Source organism: Anaerosporomusa subterranea (assembly GCF_001611555.1).
Taxonomy (GTDB): domain Bacteria; phylum Bacillota; class Negativicutes; order Sporomusales; family Acetonemataceae; genus Anaerosporomusa; species Anaerosporomusa subterranea.
The window spans coordinates 34,842-54,419 of the sequence record NZ_LSGP01000008.1; the positions used below are offsets into that span (position 1 = coordinate 34,842).

Here is a 19,578-nt window from a genome sequence, read left to right on the forward strand (position 1 = left end):
ATTCTTGGGCAGAATAGTAATGGGGTAAGGATTTTTGAGGTGATCTTATGCTGCTACAAATACGGGGCATTTTAGCAACGATGAACCCGCTGGACATTATCGATATCGTCATTGTGGCCATAGTCCTGTACAAGTTTTTTTATATGATAAAGGATACGCGAGCAGTTGCTCTCCTAAAGGGCTTAGTTGTGCTTTTGGTCATGACTCTGGTGAGCAAATGGTTCGGTCTGAATGTCATCAATTGGTTGCTGCAAAAGTCGGCGACAGTCGTGCTAGTTGCGTTGCCAATTGTTTTTCAGCCTGAATTGCGCCGTGCCTTAGAACAATTGGGTAGAGGCGGCTTATTCCGCAAAAACGTCTTTTTAAGTGCGCAAGAGGCTGAAATCTTTATCAACGAGCTGGTTAAATCAGCTGTTACCTTATCACGCAATAAGATTGGGGCATTGCTTGTTATTGAACGTGAGATTGGGCTTAATGATTACATGGAACAAGGCATCAAGATTGACGGGATTGTGTCATCCGAATTTATTATCAATATATTCATTCCTAATACCCCGCTTCATGATGGGGCAACAATCATACGCGGCAATCGGGTTATGGCAGCTGGCTGTTTATTGCCGTTGACTGAAGCAAACAATTTAAATAAAGAATTAGGCACACGGCATCGTGCTGCTATTGGACTTACCGAACAAACTGATGCCATTGTGCTTGTCGTCAGTGAAGAAACGGGCGTTATCTCCCTTGCCCGCGGCGGACAGCTGCTACGCTATCTAGATGCAGAAGGCTTGAAAAAGAATTTGCTGCCCCTGTTTTTTACAAAGCAGACGGGGCTAAGTGATCTCTTACGCTGGAGGCCTACAAAATGAGGGAAAATGGATCGAAAAATGCAATTGCCAAAGTAATTGCTCTGGTGTTAGCTACTATCCTTTGGCTGTATGTTATGAATGAGCAGAATCCACCGATGGAGACCAGTTTTACGTCTTCGCTTGAAATTCGCAATGTGGCTGCTTCGTCAGTAATCATAGACGCCCCTGATACGGTTAAAGTCAAGGTGAGAGCTCCCCGCAGCTTGATTGCTGGCATTTCAACAAAAGATATTAAACCATATATCGATGTAAAAGGTCTTGCGGAAGGACGGCACTCTCTGCAAGTGCGTGTTAACTTACCGCCGAGCATCGAATTAGTTGATATTACTCCTGAAAAAACCACCATTAAAGTGGATGCAGCTTTGCAACGGAAATTCGCTGTGGCTGTTCGCATGACTGGAACGCCTAGTATGGGTACCGTGGTTGGTAAGACTGAGGTAGAACCTGGGCAAGTGACAGTTCAAGGACCCAAAAGCGCGGTTGATGCCATTGACAAGGTCGTGGCGGCAATTGACTTGACAGGAAAAACCAAGGATATTGTTGAAGAAGTTCCTGCCGTTATCTATGGCCGTGATGGCCGGGAAGTGGAGGGATTGTCGATTAATCCGGCTAAGGTAACGGTGAAAGCCGCTATTAGCCAAATACCAAACAAGAAGACAGTTGATGTAAAAACAGTTATATACGGAGACTTGCCTACAGGAATTGTGTTGCATCGTATTACCGGTTCACCGGAAAAAGTGGAACTCCAAGGCGATCCATTTGTGCTAGAAAAGATTGAATTCGTCTATACTGAGCCAATAAACGTTAACGGAATTGATAAGAATACCAAGAAAGATGTAAAATTGCAACTTAAAGAAGGCGTGACTGCGACTCCTTCCTCAGTATCTGTCCAGTTAGAAGTGGGTCCGCCTGTTAGATAGGAGAAGCAGACAATTTGATACGAATCACAGACTATCGCGTACCCATAGAGGACGAAACACCGCTGCCGAGGCTTGCGGCTAAGCGATTAAAATTGCCAACTGGCATTATTACTCAAGCGACGATTATTCGCAAGGCGCTCGACGCTAGGCGTAAAGGCAATATTGCGTTCGTCTATACTCTAGATGTTCAAGTCAACGGACCTGAGGCGCAAATCGTGCAACGTATGAGAGATTCACATGTGGCTTTGGTGGTAGAACCGCCGCCAGAGCCTGTTTTTTATGGCCATCAGCAACTAACAGATCGCCCTGTCATTGTTGGGTTCGGCCCTGCGGGCATGTTGGCTGCTTTGACCTTGGCTGAGCATGGCTATCATCCTTTAGTACTTGAACAGGGCAGGGATATTGATCGCCGTACTGCCGATGTCGCTGCTTTTTGGCAGACCGGTAAACTTGATGAAATCTCGAATGTGCAGTTTGGCGAGGGTGGCGCCGGGACGTTTTCCGATGGCAAGCTAACAACGCGGGTAACTGATCCGCGTATGCGCCAAGTGCTAGATCAATATATCGAGGCAGGAGCGCCACCGGAAATTCGCTATTTATATAAACCTCATATCGGTACCGATCGTTTACGTCACGTTGTTAAGAACATTCGCCAGAAAGTAATTGCCTTAGGCGGAGAAGTGCGATTTGAAGCAAAAGTGGCTGATATCATTCTGCGGGATGGACAAGTTCAGGGGGTTGTCTTAGCTGACGGCAGCGTTATTGCCTGTTCGACACTGTTATTAGGTATTGGTCATAGTGCCAGAGACACGTATGAACTCTTGCAGCGACGGGGAGTAGCGATGGAGCCAAAGCCCTTTGCGATCGGGGTTCGTATCGAGCATCCGCAAGAGATGATTGACTCAGCTCAATATGGTCAGTCCGCCGGACACAAGCAATTGAGTCCAGCCGATTATGCATTAGTCTATCATGACAAATCCAGCGGTAGGACAGCCTATTCCTTTTGCATGTGTCCAGGCGGGTTAGTTGTGGCCGCTGCATCTGAGCACGGTGGGGTTGTCACCAACGGTATGAGCCTGTATCAACGTGCGTCCGGAATAGCCAATAGCGCGCTGGTTGTAAACGTTACAACTGCTGATTATGGCGGAGAGGTACTCGGCGGAATAGAATTTCAGCGACGCTATGAACAGTTAGCTTTTCAATTGGCTGGTGGTGACTATCGGGCACCAGCTCAGACAGTGGGCAGCTTTCTTTCAGGCTCGCTCGCTACTAAATCTCCCTTACTAAAGCCTAGCTATCGACCAGGAATTGTTCAAACGCCTTTGGAAAAATGTCTGCCCGATTTTGTCATACATACTTTGCAACAGGCACTACCCGATTGGGGCAGAAAAATTCGCGGTTTCAATCATCCGGAAGCTGTCATGACCGGTGTTGAGACTCGTACATCAGCACCGGTGCGAATTGTGCGCCAAGACTTTCAATCAGTGTCTGTCCAAGGCTTATACCCAATAGGCGAAGGAGCAGGCTATGCCGGAGGGATCATGAGCGCTTCGTTAGATGGCATGAACGCTGCATTGACACTAATGAAGACCTTCCAACCACCTCGGTGATACGAGAAAGAACAAGAGAACTCGCTTTGCGTGTGAATAGTGAAAGGAGCAAAACCATGGGAAGATTATTTGGCACTGATGGCGTGCGCGGAGTCGCAAATTCTGAACTTACTCCGGAACTGGCATTTCGCCTGGGCCGGGCGGCAACATATCATTTTGGACAAGAACAGGCAAATCCGGTATTAATCATTGGACGTGACACACGCGTATCTGGGCAGATGTTAGAAGCAGCCTTAGCGGCTGGCATATGCTCTGCCGGCGGACAGGCTATCCTCGTTGGCGTTGTACCAACACCGGCGGTCGCTTTTCTGACTCATCGCTTAGGCGCTCAAGCTGGGGTGGTTATCTCAGCTTCTCATAATCCTTTTCAGGATAACGGAATAAAGTTTTTTGCTCAGAATGGCTATAAATTGCCTGACTCTGTTGAAGATGAGTTGGAGGCGCTAGTACTGGCTGCTGCTGACTCAATGCCTCGCCCTGCCGGCTCAGAGGTAGGACAGATTGTTTACCGCCCAGACTTAATCCAACAGTATATCGACTATGCAGTTGGGACTGTGACAGAGACCTTCAAGAATCTGAAGATTGTCATCGACTGTGCTAACGGCGCGGCATTTGAAGCTGCTCCTAGTGTATACCGCCGATTAGGCGCAACCGTTGTTTCTTTGCATGACATGCCTGATGGCATCAATATTAATCATCACTGTGGTTCAACCCACATGGAGAGTTTGCAACAGGCTGTACTGCGGGAGAAAGCCGATCTGGGGATTGCCCATGATGGTGACGCCGACCGTTGCTTGTTTGTTGATGAGAAAGGCGAAATCGTGGATGGCGACCAGATGATGACTATCTGTGCCCTCGATTTTATGCGTCAAGGAAAACTGAAAGACAACACACTTGTTGCGACTGTTATGAGTAATATCGGCCTGCATCAGGCAATGAAAAAAGCTGGCCTTAGAGTTGAAGTTACGGCTGTGGGTGACCGCTATGTGCTGGAAGCCATGCGGGCGAACGGCTTTTCGTTAGGTGGAGAGCAATCCGGTCATATCATCTTTGGTGAATACAGTACGACCGGCGATGGCATAGTTACTGCTTTGCAGGTGTTGTCCGCAGTGGTGCAATCAGGTAAGCCTATGTCAGAATTAGCGGCCCAAATGACTCGCTTTCCCCAACTCTTAGTCAATGTTAGGGTCAAAACTAAAAATGGCTGGCAAGAAAACCAAGCGATAGCCAACGCAATTCGCCAAGGTGAGGGTGAGTTGGGAGATAACGGTCGGATCTTAGTCCGACCATCCGGAACTGAGCCATTAATCCGAGTAATGGCAGAAGAACCTGACCAAGTACAATTAGATCAGATAGTTAACAGGATTGCGTCAGTTATTCAACAGGAACAATCTCATTGACCAACTTGCCACAATCACTTACAATGAAGAATAGTACAATGTAAGGGAGCGCGCTTTTGCGCTCCCTTACATATAGTAACTACTAAGCGAAGGAAGGTGAGACATGGATAAGTGTTAGTAATTTCGCTGAAACTAATTAAAGCGCTGGCGCTTGCCATTGGCAAGCAGACGAGGAAGAGGTTTATCGAGTAGTCGGCGGGTACCTCTCGGAACTGCGCAACCGTTAGCAACCGACAAAACCGGCAAGTGATTGCCGGGACAAAACGCGTTGCAGCGCAAAAAATGGAAATATGTTACTGTCTAGGAGGTTTATACCTATGTGTGGTATTGTTGGATATGTTGGCCCCAAACAGGCGGCTGATTTTTTACTAGAGGGCATGAGCAAGCTCGAATATAGAGGATACGACTCGGCTGGTATCGCGGTCTTTGACGGACAAACGATTGCGGTTCAAAAAAGTGTTGGTCGGCTAAATAACCTTGAAATGAAACTAGGATCGTCTCTGCCCAAAGGAAATATGGGCATTGGTCATACTCGATGGGCAACTCACGGCAGGCCGTCAGATCTGAATTCGCATCCCCATACAGATTGCAGTGGCGACTTTGTCATCGTGCATAACGGCATTATCGAGAATTACCTGCATCTGAAAGAAGACCTGATTGCTAAAGGCCATGTATTTGCCTCTGAAACAGATACTGAAGTGGTAGCACACTTGTTGGAAGAGTGTTATCAGGGAGATTTTGAAGCCGCCGTCAAGAAGGTATTGACAATCATCGAAGGCTCCTATGCTTTAGTATTTATGTCTAAACACGATCCCGGCAAGATCATTTGCAGTAAACAAGATAATCCCTTAGTCATTGGCTTAGGTGAGGGTGAGAACTTTATTGCCTCAGACATTCCTGCCATCATCAACTATACAAGAAAGACGTATATCTTAAGTGATGGTGAAATGGCAATCGTGACCCCAGAATCTGTCTGGGTAATGAACCGCCAAGGCGTGCCGGTGAGCAAAAAAGTATTTGAAGTCAACTGGGATGCCGAAGCTGCTGAAAAAGGCGGCTACGAGCATTTTATGATCAAAGAGATTTATGAACAACCCAAAGCCATTCGTGAAACTATGAGCGGTCGTCTGGCTAAAGATGACAGCTCCATTATCTTTGACGAACTAAAATGGACCAAAGATGACTTGGCAAACATTAATAAGATATTTATTATCGCTTGCGGTACGGCCTATCATGCCGGAATTGTCGGCAAATACTACCTAGAACAGTTAGCCCGGGTTCCGGTTGAAGTAGATATCGCTTCTGAGTTCCGCTATCGTTCACCGTTAGTGGATGAGAATACCTTAACCCTTGTGATCAGCCAATCTGGTGAAACTAGCGACACCCTGGCGGCGTTAAAAGAAGCAAAACGCCTAGGAGCGAGAACCATAGCGATTACCAACGTGGTAGGATCCTCCATTGCCCGCGAAGCCGACCAAGTCATTTACACATGGGCTGGCCCGGAGATTGCGGTTGCCTCGACTAAAGCCTATACCACTCAGTTGGTCAGTGTATGCATGTTCGCTATCTATATTGCAGGCATGCGCGGCACTCTGCCTGTCGAAACAATTAAAACCTTAATCAGGGGCTTGCGGGAACTGCCCGCCCAAGCCCATGAACTGCTTGAGGATGTAGAGCCGATTAAAACATTTGCTCAACAATACGGCTTTGCTGAAGACGTTTTCTTCATCGGCAGATCGCTCGACTATGCGGTTGCACTGGAAGGCGCGCTAAAACTCAAAGAGATTTCTTATATACACGCCGAAGCCTATGCCGCCGGCGAGCTTAAGCACGGGACTCTGGCCTTGATCGTTGACGGCGTTCCTGTCATTGCCCTGGCAACACAGCATGATGTCTATGAGAAAACCCTCAGCAACATCAAGGAAGTCAAGGCTCGTGACGCTGTCGTTATCGGCATTGGTCTGAAGGGTGACAAACAGTTAGTTAAGTATGTTGATCATACTATCTATATTCCGGCGACAGAGAAATACCTCACTCCGATCTTGACCGTCATTCCGCTGCAACTGTTAGCCTATTATGCTGCTGTAACGCGTGGCTGTGATGTTGATAAGCCGAGAAACTTGGCAAAGAGTGTAACAGTGGAATAAGTATCTCAATACCATATAAGGTAGAACTTGCTTAAAATAGATGGTGAATGGAAAGTAATTTCGAAAATATTCCACCAGCATTCCTAAAAGCATATTCCACCAGAAATAGACAAACCCGTTCAACCTTACTTGATGTAGGGTGAACGGGTTTTTTAACGGTAGCGCCATTAGTATTGACGCTTCTACTCATCCAATTGATATTGTTATTCTTCGCATAAAAAAAATGAGTGTAAAGACCGGGATTGATCTGACGGGTATTACCCCAAAAAAGCAGATAGCATTAGATTTATTTGGAATTTTCAAATAAATCTTTGACTAGTTAAATAGCCTTGTGCTAGTATGAAAATGGACAAAGAAGCAAAGGGGGAATAAATATGGAAAAACCAGTAATTGGCAAAAAAGAGCCTATTGCTGTTGAAGTTAAGAAGGGGGAAACCTATTATTGGTGTTCCTGCGGAAAAAGCTCTAAACAACCCTTTTGTGATGGATCACACCAGGGAACTTCATTTACTCCATTAGCATTTACTGCCGAGAAAGATGAAACAGCTTATTTATGTGCATGTAAGTGTACTAAAAACCCTCCATTCTGTGATGGAACCCACAAGAGTCTTTAGTAGCAGATTAGTTTTGTAGAGAATAGCAAAGGGGCCGTGTTGAAACTTTAGTTTTGGCATGGCCCCTCTTCACGACCGCTGTGTGCTGCGCTAGCTTTGTTTGGCGATGGTTCTAGCGGATTACGCTCAACGTGAGGCGGATCATTACCTACAATACTTGAACTCATCGAGCGATACCTCGCTGAAATGCCTATCAAGCTAGGCTGTTATGAATAGTGGAAAGCGCCAAAGCGGAGACCGGCTGGTCCCCGCTTCAGGCATAATCCGACTTGTTTATTATGCCTTGTTATATTGCTTTATTATCGTTCTTCTTGCTATTGAATTTAGAAAGCAGGGAGTCTAGTGAATATTCTCCACCGCCGCTTAATGCAAGGCATATCGCCATGGCTAACAGGACAAGCTCCAGCTCATATCCGGACGCCTTTCCAGAACCCAAAAGGCCAGCAGCCAATTTTACTTTAACAATCGCTCCAATCATCGTAGTTGCTAATAAAAAAGAAATAATGCGTGTCCCAAGACCAGCAATTAGGGCTGTTCCTCCAGCCACTTCTAAAGTAGCTACGAAATAAGCCATAAATCCAGGCAACCCCATGCTGGCAAACCAGCCTGCCACTTTTTCGATACCCGAATTAAATTTAGCCATACCGTGGGCCAAAAATACGATACCTAATACAACACGTAAAACCAGAATTCCGAGTTCTTGTTTCTTTAACATTTTTCTACCTCCGTGAATTGTAAATATTTATTAATGGTAATAAGCTCTTGTGTCGACCCGGTCATTGTCCATCTCTATATTTACATGGGTATGCTTACCGCGAAGGTACTCCCTTTCCCCGGTTCGCTACTCACGGTTATTTTTCCATTGTGTGCCTCAACGATCCACTGCGCTATAGCTAGACCCAACCCTGAACCAGAGGTATCACGGGAGCGGTTTTGATCAACGCGAAAAAAACGTTCGAAAATTTGTTGCTGATGTTCTGCCTCAATACCGACGCCGGTATCGCTTACACTGATACGAAACAGTGAGCCTGAATCGCTCTCTTCAACTGCTAAGGCTACGATGACAGTTCCCCCCCGGGGCGTATACTTAATTGAGTTGTCTACTAAGATGGTTAACAGTTGGCTTAGGCGCTCCTTGTCTCCATAGATTGCATTTGCATGATATATTTGCAGGAAAAGCTGGATATTCTTTTCTTCAGCTGAAGGCTCAAGCATTCTTATAATTCGCTCGGCCTCAGGGGCAAAATCAAATCGCTCCTTGAATAGCTCTATCGCCCCAGCGTCAGCCCTTGCTAGGGTCAGTAAATCACTGACGATCCCTGTCATTTTATGGATCTCATCTTTCATATCCGCCAGAACCAATTGCGAAAAAGAGGACATTACGTTTTTATCATCACGTGCAATGGCGTCCGCTGATGTACGCAGAACAGTTAATGGCGTGCGTAGTTCATGTGATGCGTCGGCTACAAACTCCCGCTGTCGGGAAAAGGAACGCTTAAGTGGAATCATTGTACGTCCAGCTAAAATATGTGCGGCTCCAGCCGCTACCAATAAAAAGACAAAGGAAATGCCAATAAGCACAGGGGTGGAATGCTGAATTACGTTATAATAAGCTGTCACATCTTTACCGAAATACAGCGTTCCGATAAGCTGCTGATTTTCGTATATCCCACGTGCTGTCATGACTACCTTAATTTCCTGCCCGTTTTGCAATGAAGCGCTATAAGTTTCTGTCTGACCCTCTTTACTGCGCCATGTACGGATTTTCCCCAAAATAGTCTCTCTCATTTCTGGGAAAGGTTCCTGCGCACGCCATACGTTGCCTTTATCATCAAGAAGATAATAAAAGACAACTCCGCTAACGCTGCGTGCATCATAAATTTCTTTATCTGACTCTTGTTCAAGTTTGCCATTCTGCTTATACGATTCCAACTGTTTTTCAGCTTCCTTAAGACAAAGTTGGCGAACTTCTTCATTAAGCTCGTAGGATACCGCCCATGTTGATCCCAAGTAACTTACACCTGCAAATAAAATCAGGAAGCATGTGAAGATTGTCGTATATAGAAGCGTAAGTCGATTTCGTATCCTGGAAAACATGTTATACCTCCAGCTTATAGCCGACACCCCGGATGTTTTGGATTAGAATGCGTTCCCCCGGCAGGTGAAGTTTTCTCCGCAAGAGTCGGATAAATGCTTCCAAGTTATTGGAAGCAACTTCCGCTTCTAATCCCCAGATCCGGTCAATAATTATCTCCTTGGGTAATACTTGTCCACGGTTTTGAACCAGCAAATCGAGCAACTGAAATTCTCGGCCTGTGAGCTGAATTTCTCTACCATCCCTTTGGACAGTCTTAGCTGAGCGGTTAACAACAAGATCCCCAATAGTTATGATCTCATCGCGAAACTGGACACTGCCTCTTCTCCCTAACGCTCGAATACGCGCAAGAAGCTCTATAAAATCAAACGGTTTGACAACATAGTCATCCGCTCCCGTCTCCAAGCCCAGAACCTTGTCATCTACAGAATCCTTAGCTGTCAATAGAAGGATGCTGCCTTGGTATCCTTCTTTCCGGAGCCGTTTGCAGACTTCGATACCCGACTGGCCTGGCATCATCCAATCTAATACAATCACTTCATAGGCACCATGGGATGCATACTCATATGCTGTATCCCCTTGCTGGACCCAGTCGACCGGGATATTCTCATCATTTAGCATATGTGTTAATAAATTCCCTAGACGCCGATCATCCTCAGCGAGCAGAACACGCACGCGATTTCCTCCTCTTTTATAGGTGTTACTTCCCTGCAACATCGTCAAGATGGATTTACAATATGTTGCACTGTTCTCTTTTGTTTCAGCCATAGTCGGAAAGAAATTCGGCGTGAATTGGGTTATTGTCGCGTAATAATTCTCGCTGCGCGTTCGTAAAACAAGTAATCCCAAATCCATTTCATAAATACTACCGCTCGATTACGAAAATCAACTAGTAGCCATATGTGTGCCAGAGACCAGAAAAGCCATGCCAAGAACCCCTTGAGTTTAATAGGCCCGATGTGAAGCACAGCAGCATTTCTACCAATAGTAGCCATATTGCCCACATCTTTAAATGCAAATTGGCCTAAGGGTTTCCCGCTTATCAGATTCAAAATATTATCAGCAGCTACGTCGGCCTGCTGAGTGGCAACAGGAGCAACCATGGGCAACGGTATTCCGTTTTGTTCGAAGTGCGCCGCATCACCGATAATGAAGACGTCTGGATAATCAGGGGCTTGAAGGTGTTCATTTACTATCGCCCTTTGCAGATGGTCTTGACGTATATTTAACTTATTTATTAAGTCACCAGCTCTTACACCGGCGGCCCAAATAACAGTGTGGGTATTAATAATTTCCCCACCTTTAAGAGATAGCTTCTCTCCATCAAAATCTGCCACCTGAACACCTAATCGAACTTGAACATTCTTTTTAGTTAAGGTATATACAGTTGCTTCACTCAAGTCATTAGGCATCGCCGCCAGTAACTTGTTCGTGGCCTCAACCAACACCACTCTGACTTGTTTGAAGTCAATATTACGATATTCCTTAGCCATAACATGATGAATTAGCTCTGACAAAGCACCGACTGCTTCCACACCCGTCGGCCCACCTCCGACAACGACAAAAGTAAGAAGTGCTCTCTGTTTATCCGGGTTATCCTCAAAGGATGCTTCTTCAAATTTTCGTAGAATATGGTTTCGAATATTTACTGCTTCATCTAGGGTTTTTAGGCCATAGCTATATTCTTCGACACGTTTCATCCCAAAGTAATTTGTTGTCCCTCCGGTAGCCACTACGAGAAAGTCATAATTAGTAATACCATTTTTACCGATTACACGGCGAGTATTTAAATCGATATCAATTACTTCATCCATGTTAAATTGCACATTTTTTAGACCCTTTACAATTGCTCTGATTGGATAAGCAATATCGTCGACTGATAAGCCCGCAGTAGAAACTTGATAAAGCAGAGGTTGGAACAGATGATAGTTCCGTTTGTCTATAACTGTTACTTGAATATCTGAACGAGCTAGCGCTTTTGCAGCCCGAATTCCGCCAAATCCAGCGCCAATAATAACTACGTGCTTCATACTTTCAACACCTCATAAGATATAATTAATAACTCATTAATAGCTATATCTGCAGCTACTCTCTGGTTTCAGCAAAAGATTGCAGTGTATTTCTACTCGCAGTAATCATATAGCTGCTTAATGAAAAGCAGATGAAAGATAAGCTGATATAAAATAGTTAATTATTACTTTAGTAAGGCGAGATTGACCGCCACCGACAATGGAGAAAAAGTAAAAATAAAAACCCCGCATTCCTGTTAGTGGCTATTCGCCAATTCACAGGGAGAAATGCGAGGTTTTATATCATGAGGGTTAATAGCTTACACCGCACGGAAATACTAACAAAAAGGTTCAATATTCATTACTGACACTGCCTTGCATTAGCAAGAACTGAATTAGCTAGGAGCGAAATACTTATCTGAGTATCTCCTTGAGAGATTGGAGAACATCTGGACAAATCTTTCCGCCCTTTGAAAGATCATCCATAATCTCGTAGACCTTCAATTGAGACATTGGCTTCACCCGATATGGACGTTCCTCGACTAGTGCATGGTAGATGTCGCAAACAGTGATTATTCGCTCAGGAATGCTTAATTTAGAACCGGAGAAGCCTTCCGGGTAGCCACTGCCGTCAATTGCCTCGTGATGGTTTCCGGCCCAATCTTTAATCTTGTCAAATCCTTTGATCTTCGCTAGAATCCGTTTGGTATAATACGCATGGCTTTTTACGATTTGATATTCAACGGGAGTCAATTTATCTGGCTTATTTAAGATATCATTAGGTATTGCTAGTTTTCCCAGATCGTGCAGCAGTCCGCTGATGTTAAGCATTCGGACAGTATCGTCGTCAAACCCGTAGTGTTTTGCTAGTTTCGTTGCTAGCTCCGCAACTCCCTGTGAATGGTAATGAGTAAAGGGGGATTTGTTATCTATTATTTTTGCGAAAGTAGTTGCTATAGTTTCAAAATCTTTTAAGTCAAAGTTGACAATATTGTATGGATTCGAAAGGATGGCATCCTCGATCCCGTTTGTACTATAGTCCAGCCAAAACTTTTCTCTACTTTGTACGGCATAAAAGGCTTCGCAAACAACTGGATTGAACAGACTGCCTGTACTGGCCTGCACAAAATTTAAGATATGATCACGTTCGGTATATATCGAAGACACATTTCGCAACTTTAGGTCGATTTGATCCGATAAATATATGATCTGAGCACCTAGGCTGATGTCATTTCCGCTTACCTGGAAGGGACTATTCCCGTCCCAGTTTGCATGATGGTTAGCAATATAGTCTCCCGCTTTACTTGAAACAAAGGGGAGGGACCTTACTATTTGTTGCCCGTTGACACAGTGGGAGACGAGTTGGTTTGGGTCAATATGCGCGTCGGCTTTCGCCTGCGTTATCCCAATATCATGTAAAAGCGCGGCAATATATAAGTCTTGCATATCCTCAGAGGGTATTACCAGTTCCTTGCTAACTTGGAGCACAATATACGCGGTTCTTTGAGCATGTTGTAGGGGTTGATTTTCTGCAATATCTAAGGCTAAGGAAAAGGCAGAAAGAACGTGACTTACGTCAAACAAGGAATTCCCTCCTTTGAAGAGCAGCTTTTTTGCTTTTTATCACATATCTTAAATCCAATGTGTCATGTAATACGTTTTCCCTTGACATTCGTTTATGTATATTTTAAAATCATCTTGAAATTAAGAATATTATACTACACTGCTTGGGAGTGTGACAATGAGCCAAGATGACCATGATCAGGGATTATCGTTAAAGTTGTTTACTGTCCTTGCACGTACGCATAACACATTGATGGAGATTGACCGGCGTGATATTAGGAACTACGGGCTGAATCAAACGGAGTTCGCCGTACTTGAGTTGCTGTATCACAAAGGACCTCACCCGTTGCAGCAGATTGGGGAGAGGATCTTAATTACCAGCGGTAGTATCACCTATGTAGTCAATAAGCTGGAGAAAAAGGGGTTGCTTGAGCGAAATCCCTGCGAAGAAGACAGGCGAATCGTGTATGCGATGTTAACAGAAAAGGGGCGGAGTCTATTAGGCGAGATTTTCCCGCATCATGCTCTGGCCTTAGCGAAGGCTTTTAGGGGATTAACGCAAGAGGAAAAGCAACTTGCAATCCAACTAGTCAAGAAAATTGGTCTATACGCTAATAATCCTGAATAAGAATTTTGTTAGCACATATCTTAAATTTAAGATTATTGCAAGATGGTTAAGCTGAAGTTGAGAAAAGTACGAGGAGGAAGGACATGTTATTTAGACGTTGGGACAAGTATAGGGAGTTGGGAATCCTATTGCTGCGGGTGGGAATTGGCCTCATGTTTATGTATCACGGGTGGCCTAAAATAGTAGGCGGAACCGAGACATGGGTTAAGCTCGGGATGGCAATGAAGTTTCTAGGCGTAAGTTTTGCCCCCGCATTTTGGGGTTTCATGTCTGCCGTTACCGAATTCATTGGCGGTTTTCTCATTGCTATCGGTCTTTTAACCCGCCCAGTTGCTATGTTTTTGAGCTTTAATATGATTGTCGCGGTTGTTTTGAAATTTAGCAGCGGAGCTGGATTAGGCGGAGCTTCCCAGGCGATTGAGGTAGGTATTGTATTTCTGAGCTTAATATTGATGGGACCCGGAAGATATAGTATTGACGAGCGTTTGTTAAGGTAATAATCGTGCAGACCTTGAAATCTAAAGTTCAAGGTCTGCCTTTTTATAGAGTCATGGCTGGGTTGATGGAAAAAAATTGGCAGAAAATCATATTAATCGCTAGTTGACCTAGCATATTTAAGTATGTTATATTATTGTTCGTGATAATGAAAATCATTATCGACTAAATACATAACGGAGGTATTGGAAGAAAGTGAAGAAGCCCATCACCCTACTATTATCGCTACTACTACTTGCATCCATGATTGCAGCTGGATGTGTGTCGACGAAGCAATCGCCTGCAACGCAGACTACTCAGACTGAGTCAAAAGAGGTTAATATTTATACTGCCAGACATTATCCAGGTGTTGATGACGCAATATATAAGGCGTTTACTGATAAAACAGGCATTAAAGTAAATATTATTAAAGCCGGTGGCGAAGAACTTATCCAACGGATCAAAACAGAGGGAAACAGCAGCAAGGCAGATATATATATTACGTCTGATGCAGGTAATCTTTACATAGCAAAACAGGCAGGTTTGTTACAACCGATAACTAGCCCTATACTCGAAAAAAATATTCCTGCCAATTTTATCGACAAAGATAAGATGTGGGTTGGCTTGACAATGAGAGCCAGAGTATTGGTTTATGCGAAAGACCGGGTGAGCAAGGACGAGCTTTCGACTTATGAAGACTTAACCAATGCTAAGTGGAAGGGCAAAGTATTGACTCGTTCCTCCAACAATATTTATAGTCAGTCGATGCTTGCCTCGTTTATCGAAATCAACGGTGAAGCAAAAGCCAAGGAATGGGCTAAAGGGATAGTTAATAATTTGGCGATGCAACCTGAGGGCGGGGATAGAGACCAAGCTAAGGCGGTAGCTGCAGGTAAAGGCGATGTGGCTATTATGAACTCCTATTACCTCGGACAGATGCTGAATTCTAAAGACCCGCAAGAAGTTAAGGCTGCTGAGAAACTAGGCGTTTTCTTCCCAAACCAAAATACGACAGGTACTCATGTTAATGTAAGTGGCGCGGGAATTGTAAAGACATCTAAGAATGTCGCTAATGCTGTGAAACTTCTAGAATTTTTGTCTGAGGCCGAGGCACAAAAGACGTTTGCCGAGGCAAGCACTGAGTACCCGGTCAATCCTGCTGTTGAGCCCTCTGATCTCCTAAAGTCGTGGGGGACGTTTAAGAAGCAGAACATCAGCCTTTCTAAGCTAGGTGAAAACAACAAGAGAGCAGTTCAAATATTTGATGAAGTAGGCTGGAAGTAAGCTCTTCATAAAGGAACAAGCATGATTTCCAATCATGCTTGTTCCTTTAACCAATATCAGTCCCGTTTTTGAAAGGAATTATGACATTGAAAAGACTGCAAAATATAATTACAGAAACGAATGTATGGAGCCTTTTGGCCTTTGCTGTTGTGGCAGCAACTGTAATTCCGGCGGTGAATATAGTCTTTGGCGTTATCACGAATGAGACAGAAAATTGGTTACATATCAAGCAATATCTGCTTAAGGATTATATAGTAAATACAGCCATTCTGTTTGCGTTTTCGGGATTCTTTGCATCGTTTATTGGTGTTAGTCTGGCATATCTAGTTACAGTCTTTGACTTCCCGTTTCGAAGGTTTTTTAAGTGGGCACTCATTCTTCCCTTGTCAATACCGGCCTATATTGGAGCCTATACATATAGTGGCATGCTTAGTTACACTGGCGTAATTACCAACTTTTTGGCATGGGCTTCCGGCAAAATGATTTTTATTGACATTATGTCCATGCCTGGGGCAATTTTCGTTTTTACCTTTTTCTTGTTTCCGTATGTGTATATCATTAGCCGGGCTTTTCTAGCAAAGTATACGGCTTCATTAATTGAAAGCGCGAGAATGCTTGGTAAGGATTATACGCAAATATTCTTTAGCGTGATTTTGCCGGTTTCGCGAGGCGTCATTGCCGCAGGCTCTGCATTAGTGCTTATGGAAGTTGCTAATGACTACGGAGTTGTGAGTTATTTTGGAATCAACACCTTTAGCGTTGCCATTTTCAAGGTATGGTTCGGCATGGGCGATATTAGCTCTGCTGCTAGACTATGCGTGTATTCGATGGGATTCATTATACTGATAATGCTGGCAGAGAAGGTGGTTAGGGGGCAAAAACGATTCGCTATTGCGACCTCCAAAGTCAGGGTACTGACCCCGCAGCCTCTGCCAAATACAAAAGCACTGGCAGCGTGCTTTTATTGCTTTGCAGTATTTTGTTTGGGATTCCTTATTCCTTTATTCCAATTAGTTGCGTGGGCATACATGACTTATGAAGAGGTGTTAGACCCGAGCTTTTTGGAGGCGACAGTGAATACTGTGGTCGCAGCAGTTGTTTGCGCCGTGATTATAGTTTGCTGCGCTATTTTGATAACAAATAGCGCACGAATCAGTCGAAGTAGGTTCGCTAAGATTGCCAGCAGGCTTACCGCTGTAGGCTATTCAGCGCCGGGAGCCGTTATCTCCATTGGAGTCTTGATACTGTTTATGTGGCTAAATGACTTCACTGAGAGTTTTTGGTCTTTCTCTATAATCACTAGTGCATATATGTTGTTTTTCGCGTATATAGTTAGATTTTTGGCAGTGGGTTGCAGCTCACTTGAGAGTGGTTTTGAGAAAATTGGGAAGACATATTTTGAAGCATCGCGAACTTTGGGATTCGGCGTTACTCGAACGTTTTTCAAAGTGGATTTTAAGATGATTATTCCATCTCTAATTGGCGCCTGTTCCCTAGTATTTGTCGATATGGTTAAAGAACTGCCGTTAACCCTGATCTTACGACCATTTAATTACAATACGCTCGCCACGAAAATCTACGAGTACGCCCATGATGAGCGGATTCAACATAGTGCTCCAGCGGCGCTGATAATAATAGCCATCTGTTCTATTTCGGTTTACTACTTGTCCAGAGTAGAAAGGGAGTGACTGTATGTTCTTAGACCTAAAGGATATCTCGTTTAAATATGATGGCACCGGTCAGTATGTTCTTAAGGACTTTAATCTTCAGGCAGCGAAGGGTGAAATCGTCTCTATAATCGGCTTAAGCGGTAGCGGCAAAAGTACAGTAATACGCCTTATAGCGGGATTAGAAGTTCCGAATGCTGGTACTATTACCGTAAATAACCGAATAGTAGCTGATAAGACTACGTTTGTACCTCCTGAGAAACGAAGGATAGGCATGGTTTTTCAGGATTACGCACTATTTCCGCATCTTACTGTGTATAGCAACATAGCTTTTGGCTTATCGGAAATGCCTAAAAGAGAACGTCAGGTGCGCATCGACCGGTTGCTCGCCTTGATCAATATGAGTGAGTACAAAGATAGATACCCTTATCAGCTTAGTGGCGGTCAGCAACAGCGAGTAGCAGTTGCCAGGGCACTAGCGCCCAACCCCGACCTACTGCTAATGGATGAGCCATTTAGTAATATAGATTGTGAACTGAAACAGAAGATGCGTATGGAAATTCGGACGATTTTGAAGGCGGAATCGGTTACCTGCATATTTGTCACACATGATAAATCAGACGTAGAAGATCTATCAGAGAGGACAATCACAATTGTACCGGCATTGATGCCTAGCGTTTGTTAATGGTTATGCGGCTAAACTTTCATATAAATTCATTGAATCTTAGATTACAGACGCTCATTGGTTAGCGTCTGTTTTTTTATCGACCATAAGGAAAAAGACTGTCATTATATTTCTTCTCCCTATTGTTTAACAGAGGAAGAGGGCTCGTGGCTACTTTTCCTGAGTCCACAATCGGCTATTAGCTACATGGTCGACGGATTGCGGTTGCTCTCCGGATCAAAGTGTTAATTTAATGGAGAAAAGCACAACAGATGAAATAAGAAGGGCTAATAATCTGCTCAGTATGTTGCGATGCTGGAAGAATAGTGTATAATAAAAATCTATAGTAGAGCTCCCATAAGCTAGTTCTCATCAATTCTAGCTTACAGGAATTTGTTGTTAAGGTGGTCAACTTTTATAGAGTAAAAACAAGAATCAGCAAAAAATCTTGAAGTCTTAAGGCTGACAGTGCAGGATGATTCTCAAAAAAAATTTTCCTGTTGCTCAAGCAATTCCCGCCGCTTAAACGACTCGGCCCATAGGCAGCAAAATTTTTAGCGTTGAAAAAGAGCAGCCCGGCTGCTCTTAGGTTGATGGGTGAATAGGACCGTCTGTACGTTTACTTTCCGAGCGAGGATCACTTTTGATTTCTTGATTGTATTTTTTCTCGCGCTTCTGTTCTAAAGAGTCATTTGAGTTTTGTTGTTTCACGCTGTCACCTCCACCGTTAGTTTTCCCATGACGTAGTAGGTCATTCTTCGGATGAAATAATATGATCTGAGGGAGATACGTTACCATGGCCGCGTTGATCTTGCCGGTTAAGCGGATTGAGGCGAGGAGTAGGCTAAAATAAGCTAGAAAGACCAAGGACATGAAAGGAAAATCTATGTTAAGTCTGGGTTACCTTGCGTTTGGCTCAGCAATCATTGCCCTGCTCATGGCATGGCAAGTTAAGACTGTAGCACCAAATTCTTTGGATATATTAAAATTCAATGCCTACATCATCATTCCGATCTGGATTGCGAATTCAGCTTTGGGGATTGGGTTTATAAAAGCCCAGGATATATTCAAAAGTTTTCCGCTCACTGCTGCTGTCCAAACCTTTTTCTACTACATATTTCTGACGATCGCTAGTTATTATCTTTTGGGAGAAAGACCAGATGTTGCTCGACTCTCTTTGGGGTTTTTACTCATCCTATCAGGCATATATGTCTTGAAAGGGTAAACCAGTGACTATCCCCATCAACTTAGTTTCGTGTTTTTTCCGTAACATTCCGAAGCATCCAGTCAGAATTAACGTCATATAGCCAGCCAAGGCGAAGCCGATAACTCTCCCTATTGACAGAGAATGCTGGGTATAGTAAGATGTAAATCCGTCAATCAGACGGTATTATCAAACCGATAGTGTTTAGGCCAGACGAGTTCGCTCGATTAGCATCCTTATATCCATAATATACATATTGACGCGGCAAAGTAACCGTGGTATGATATGTATCCGCCGCTGAAAAGCGGTTACCGTACAAACGGTCGGTGAGTTTCCAGAAAAGACGTATTGACTTGGCAAACAAGCCGTGATATTATGTAAAGGTGTCGCCCCAATTACGGTGGCAACCGAAAGCTCCTTGAAAACTGAACAA

Annotated in this window: 19 protein-coding genes; 12 read left to right on the forward strand and 7 right to left on the reverse strand. The window is 44.1% G+C overall.

The window, feature by feature from the left end:
- The first annotated feature begins 47 nt into the window (after nt 1-47).
- The 6 genes from cdaA to AXX12_RS03125 all read left to right on the forward strand — a co-directional run bounded on the left by cdaA (nt 48) and on the right by AXX12_RS03125 (nt 7,557).
- The gene (gene cdaA, locus AXX12_RS03100) at nt 48-866 is read left to right on the forward strand and encodes a diadenylate cyclase CdaA (protein ID WP_066238043.1); all 819 of its coding nucleotides are present in this window, start codon (nt 48-50) and stop codon (nt 864-866) included.
- On the forward strand, nt 863-1,786 hold the full coding sequence (locus AXX12_RS03105; RefSeq protein ID WP_066238046.1) for a CdaR family protein: 924 nt from the start codon (nt 863-865) through the stop codon (nt 1,784-1,786). The genes cdaA and AXX12_RS03105 overlap by 4 nt, the downstream gene beginning before the upstream one ends.
- A gap of 14 nt (nt 1,787-1,800) precedes the next feature.
- Nucleotides 1,801-3,396, forward strand: a complete 1,596-nt coding sequence (locus AXX12_RS03110) for an NAD(P)/FAD-dependent oxidoreductase (protein WP_066238048.1) — start codon at nt 1,801-1,803, stop codon at nt 3,394-3,396.
- A gap of 56 nt (nt 3,397-3,452) precedes the next feature.
- A complete protein-coding gene (gene glmM / locus AXX12_RS03115) occupies nt 3,453-4,796 on the forward strand; it encodes a phosphoglucosamine mutase (RefSeq protein ID WP_066238051.1) in 1,344 nt (447 codons plus the stop codon).
- A 317-nt stretch (nt 4,797-5,113) separates the two neighbouring features.
- On the forward strand, nt 5,114-6,943 hold the full coding sequence (gene glmS / locus AXX12_RS03120) for a glutamine--fructose-6-phosphate transaminase (isomerizing) (RefSeq protein ID WP_066238054.1): 1,830 nt from the start codon (nt 5,114-5,116) through the stop codon (nt 6,941-6,943).
- Nucleotides 6,944-7,317: 374 nt separating this feature from the next.
- Nucleotides 7,318-7,557: a CDGSH iron-sulfur domain-containing protein gene (locus tag AXX12_RS03125; protein ID WP_066238056.1), complete on the forward strand. Its 240-nt coding sequence runs from the start codon at nt 7,318-7,320 to the stop codon at nt 7,555-7,557.
- A gap of 286 nt (nt 7,558-7,843) precedes the next feature.
- Here AXX12_RS03125 and AXX12_RS03130 read toward each other — a convergent pair whose 3' ends face one another.
- The 5 genes from AXX12_RS03130 to AXX12_RS03150 all read right to left on the reverse strand — a co-directional run bounded on the left by AXX12_RS03130 (nt 7,844) and on the right by AXX12_RS03150 (nt 13,245).
- Nucleotides 7,844-8,272 carry a DoxX family protein gene (locus AXX12_RS03130; protein WP_066238059.1) on the reverse strand — a complete coding sequence of 143 codons (429 nt, stop codon included), beginning with the start codon at nt 8,270-8,272 and terminating at the stop codon, nt 7,844-7,846.
- Nucleotides 8,273-8,352: 80 nt separating this feature from the next.
- A complete protein-coding gene (locus AXX12_RS03135) occupies nt 8,353-9,654 on the reverse strand; it encodes a sensor histidine kinase (RefSeq protein ID WP_066238065.1) in 1,302 nt (433 codons plus the stop codon).
- A gap of 1 nt (nt 9,655) precedes the next feature.
- Nucleotides 9,656-10,327, reverse strand: a complete 672-nt coding sequence (locus tag AXX12_RS03140) for a response regulator transcription factor (protein WP_066238067.1) — start codon at nt 10,325-10,327, stop codon at nt 9,656-9,658.
- 122 nt (nt 10,328-10,449) lie between these two features.
- Nucleotides 10,450-11,682, reverse strand: coding sequence for an NAD(P)/FAD-dependent oxidoreductase (locus tag AXX12_RS03145; RefSeq protein ID WP_066238069.1), 1,233 nt, complete (start codon nt 11,680-11,682; stop codon nt 10,450-10,452).
- A gap of 393 nt (nt 11,683-12,075) precedes the next feature.
- Nucleotides 12,076-13,245 carry an HD domain-containing phosphohydrolase gene (locus AXX12_RS03150; protein WP_066238072.1) on the reverse strand — a complete coding sequence of 390 codons (1,170 nt, stop codon included), beginning with the start codon at nt 13,243-13,245 and terminating at the stop codon, nt 12,076-12,078.
- Between the two features lie 157 nt (nt 13,246-13,402).
- Between AXX12_RS03150 and AXX12_RS03155 the strand changes: the two genes are divergently transcribed.
- From AXX12_RS03155 to AXX12_RS03175, 5 genes are all read left to right on the forward strand, one after another.
- On the forward strand, nt 13,403-13,852 hold the full coding sequence (locus AXX12_RS03155) for a MarR family winged helix-turn-helix transcriptional regulator (protein ID WP_066238073.1): 450 nt from the start codon (nt 13,403-13,405) through the stop codon (nt 13,850-13,852).
- Nucleotides 13,853-13,935: 83 nt separating this feature from the next.
- A complete protein-coding gene (locus tag AXX12_RS03160) occupies nt 13,936-14,349 on the forward strand; it encodes a DoxX family protein (protein ID WP_066238075.1) in 414 nt (137 codons plus the stop codon).
- A 193-nt stretch (nt 14,350-14,542) separates the two neighbouring features.
- On the forward strand, nt 14,543-15,610 hold the full coding sequence (locus AXX12_RS03165) for a Fe(3+) ABC transporter substrate-binding protein (protein ID WP_197470631.1): 1,068 nt from the start codon (nt 14,543-14,545) through the stop codon (nt 15,608-15,610).
- An 86-nt stretch (nt 15,611-15,696) separates the two neighbouring features.
- Complete coding sequence (locus tag AXX12_RS03170; RefSeq protein WP_066238078.1) at nt 15,697-17,298, forward strand: ABC transporter permease; 1,602 nt, start codon at nt 15,697-15,699, stop codon at nt 17,296-17,298.
- A gap of 4 nt (nt 17,299-17,302) precedes the next feature.
- Complete coding sequence (locus AXX12_RS03175; RefSeq protein WP_066238081.1) at nt 17,303-17,962, forward strand: ABC transporter ATP-binding protein; 660 nt, start codon at nt 17,303-17,305, stop codon at nt 17,960-17,962.
- A 564-nt stretch (nt 17,963-18,526) separates the two neighbouring features.
- Here AXX12_RS03175 and AXX12_RS19960 read toward each other — a convergent pair.
- Nucleotides 18,527-18,652 (reverse strand): hypothetical protein, encoded by a 126-nt coding sequence (locus AXX12_RS19960; RefSeq protein WP_269448381.1) that lies wholly within the window; start codon nt 18,650-18,652, stop codon nt 18,527-18,529.
- Nucleotides 18,653-18,812: 160 nt separating this feature from the next.
- Between AXX12_RS19960 and AXX12_RS03185 the strand changes: the two genes are divergently transcribed.
- Nucleotides 18,813-19,166: a hypothetical protein gene (locus tag AXX12_RS03185; RefSeq protein ID WP_066238087.1), complete on the forward strand. Its 354-nt coding sequence runs from the start codon at nt 18,813-18,815 to the stop codon at nt 19,164-19,166.
- Between the two features lie 183 nt (nt 19,167-19,349).
- Here AXX12_RS03185 and AXX12_RS19765 read toward each other — a convergent pair.
- A partial coding sequence (locus AXX12_RS19765) for a hypothetical protein (protein ID WP_231881775.1) occupies nt 19,350-19,578 on the reverse strand: 229 nt, incomplete at its 5' end.

Bases quoted from the DNA above. Each gene is read 5' to 3' on its own strand.
- AXX12_RS03105 (WP_066238046.1), top strand. From the start codon at position 863: ATGAGGGAAAATGGATCGAAAAATGCAATTGCCAAAGTAATTGCTCTG.
- glmM (WP_066238051.1), top strand. From the start codon at position 3,453: ATGGGAAGATTATTTGGCACTGATGGCGTGCGCGGAGTCGCAAATTCT.
- AXX12_RS03185 (WP_066238087.1), top strand. From the start codon at position 18,813: ATGAAAGGAAAATCTATGTTAAGTCTGGGTTACCTTGCGTTTGGCTCA.
- AXX12_RS03135 (WP_066238065.1), bottom strand. From the start codon at position 9,654: ATGTTTTCCAGGATACGAAATCGACTTACGCTTCTATATACGACAATC.
- AXX12_RS03130 (WP_066238059.1), bottom strand. From the start codon at position 8,272: ATGTTAAAGAAACAAGAACTCGGAATTCTGGTTTTACGTGTTGTATTA.
- AXX12_RS03160 (WP_066238075.1), top strand. From the start codon at position 13,936: ATGTTATTTAGACGTTGGGACAAGTATAGGGAGTTGGGAATCCTATTG.
- AXX12_RS03155 (WP_066238073.1), top strand. From the start codon at position 13,403: ATGAGCCAAGATGACCATGATCAGGGATTATCGTTAAAGTTGTTTACT.
- AXX12_RS03145 (WP_066238069.1), bottom strand. From the start codon at position 11,682: ATGAAGCACGTAGTTATTATTGGCGCTGGATTTGGCGGAATTCGGGCT.
- glmS (WP_066238054.1), top strand. From the start codon at position 5,114: ATGTGTGGTATTGTTGGATATGTTGGCCCCAAACAGGCGGCTGATTTT.
- cdaA (WP_066238043.1), top strand. From the start codon at position 48: ATGCTGCTACAAATACGGGGCATTTTAGCAACGATGAACCCGCTGGAC.
- AXX12_RS03175 (WP_066238081.1), top strand. From the start codon at position 17,303: ATGTTCTTAGACCTAAAGGATATCTCGTTTAAATATGATGGCACCGGT.
- AXX12_RS03125 (WP_066238056.1), top strand. From the start codon at position 7,318: ATGGAAAAACCAGTAATTGGCAAAAAAGAGCCTATTGCTGTTGAAGTT.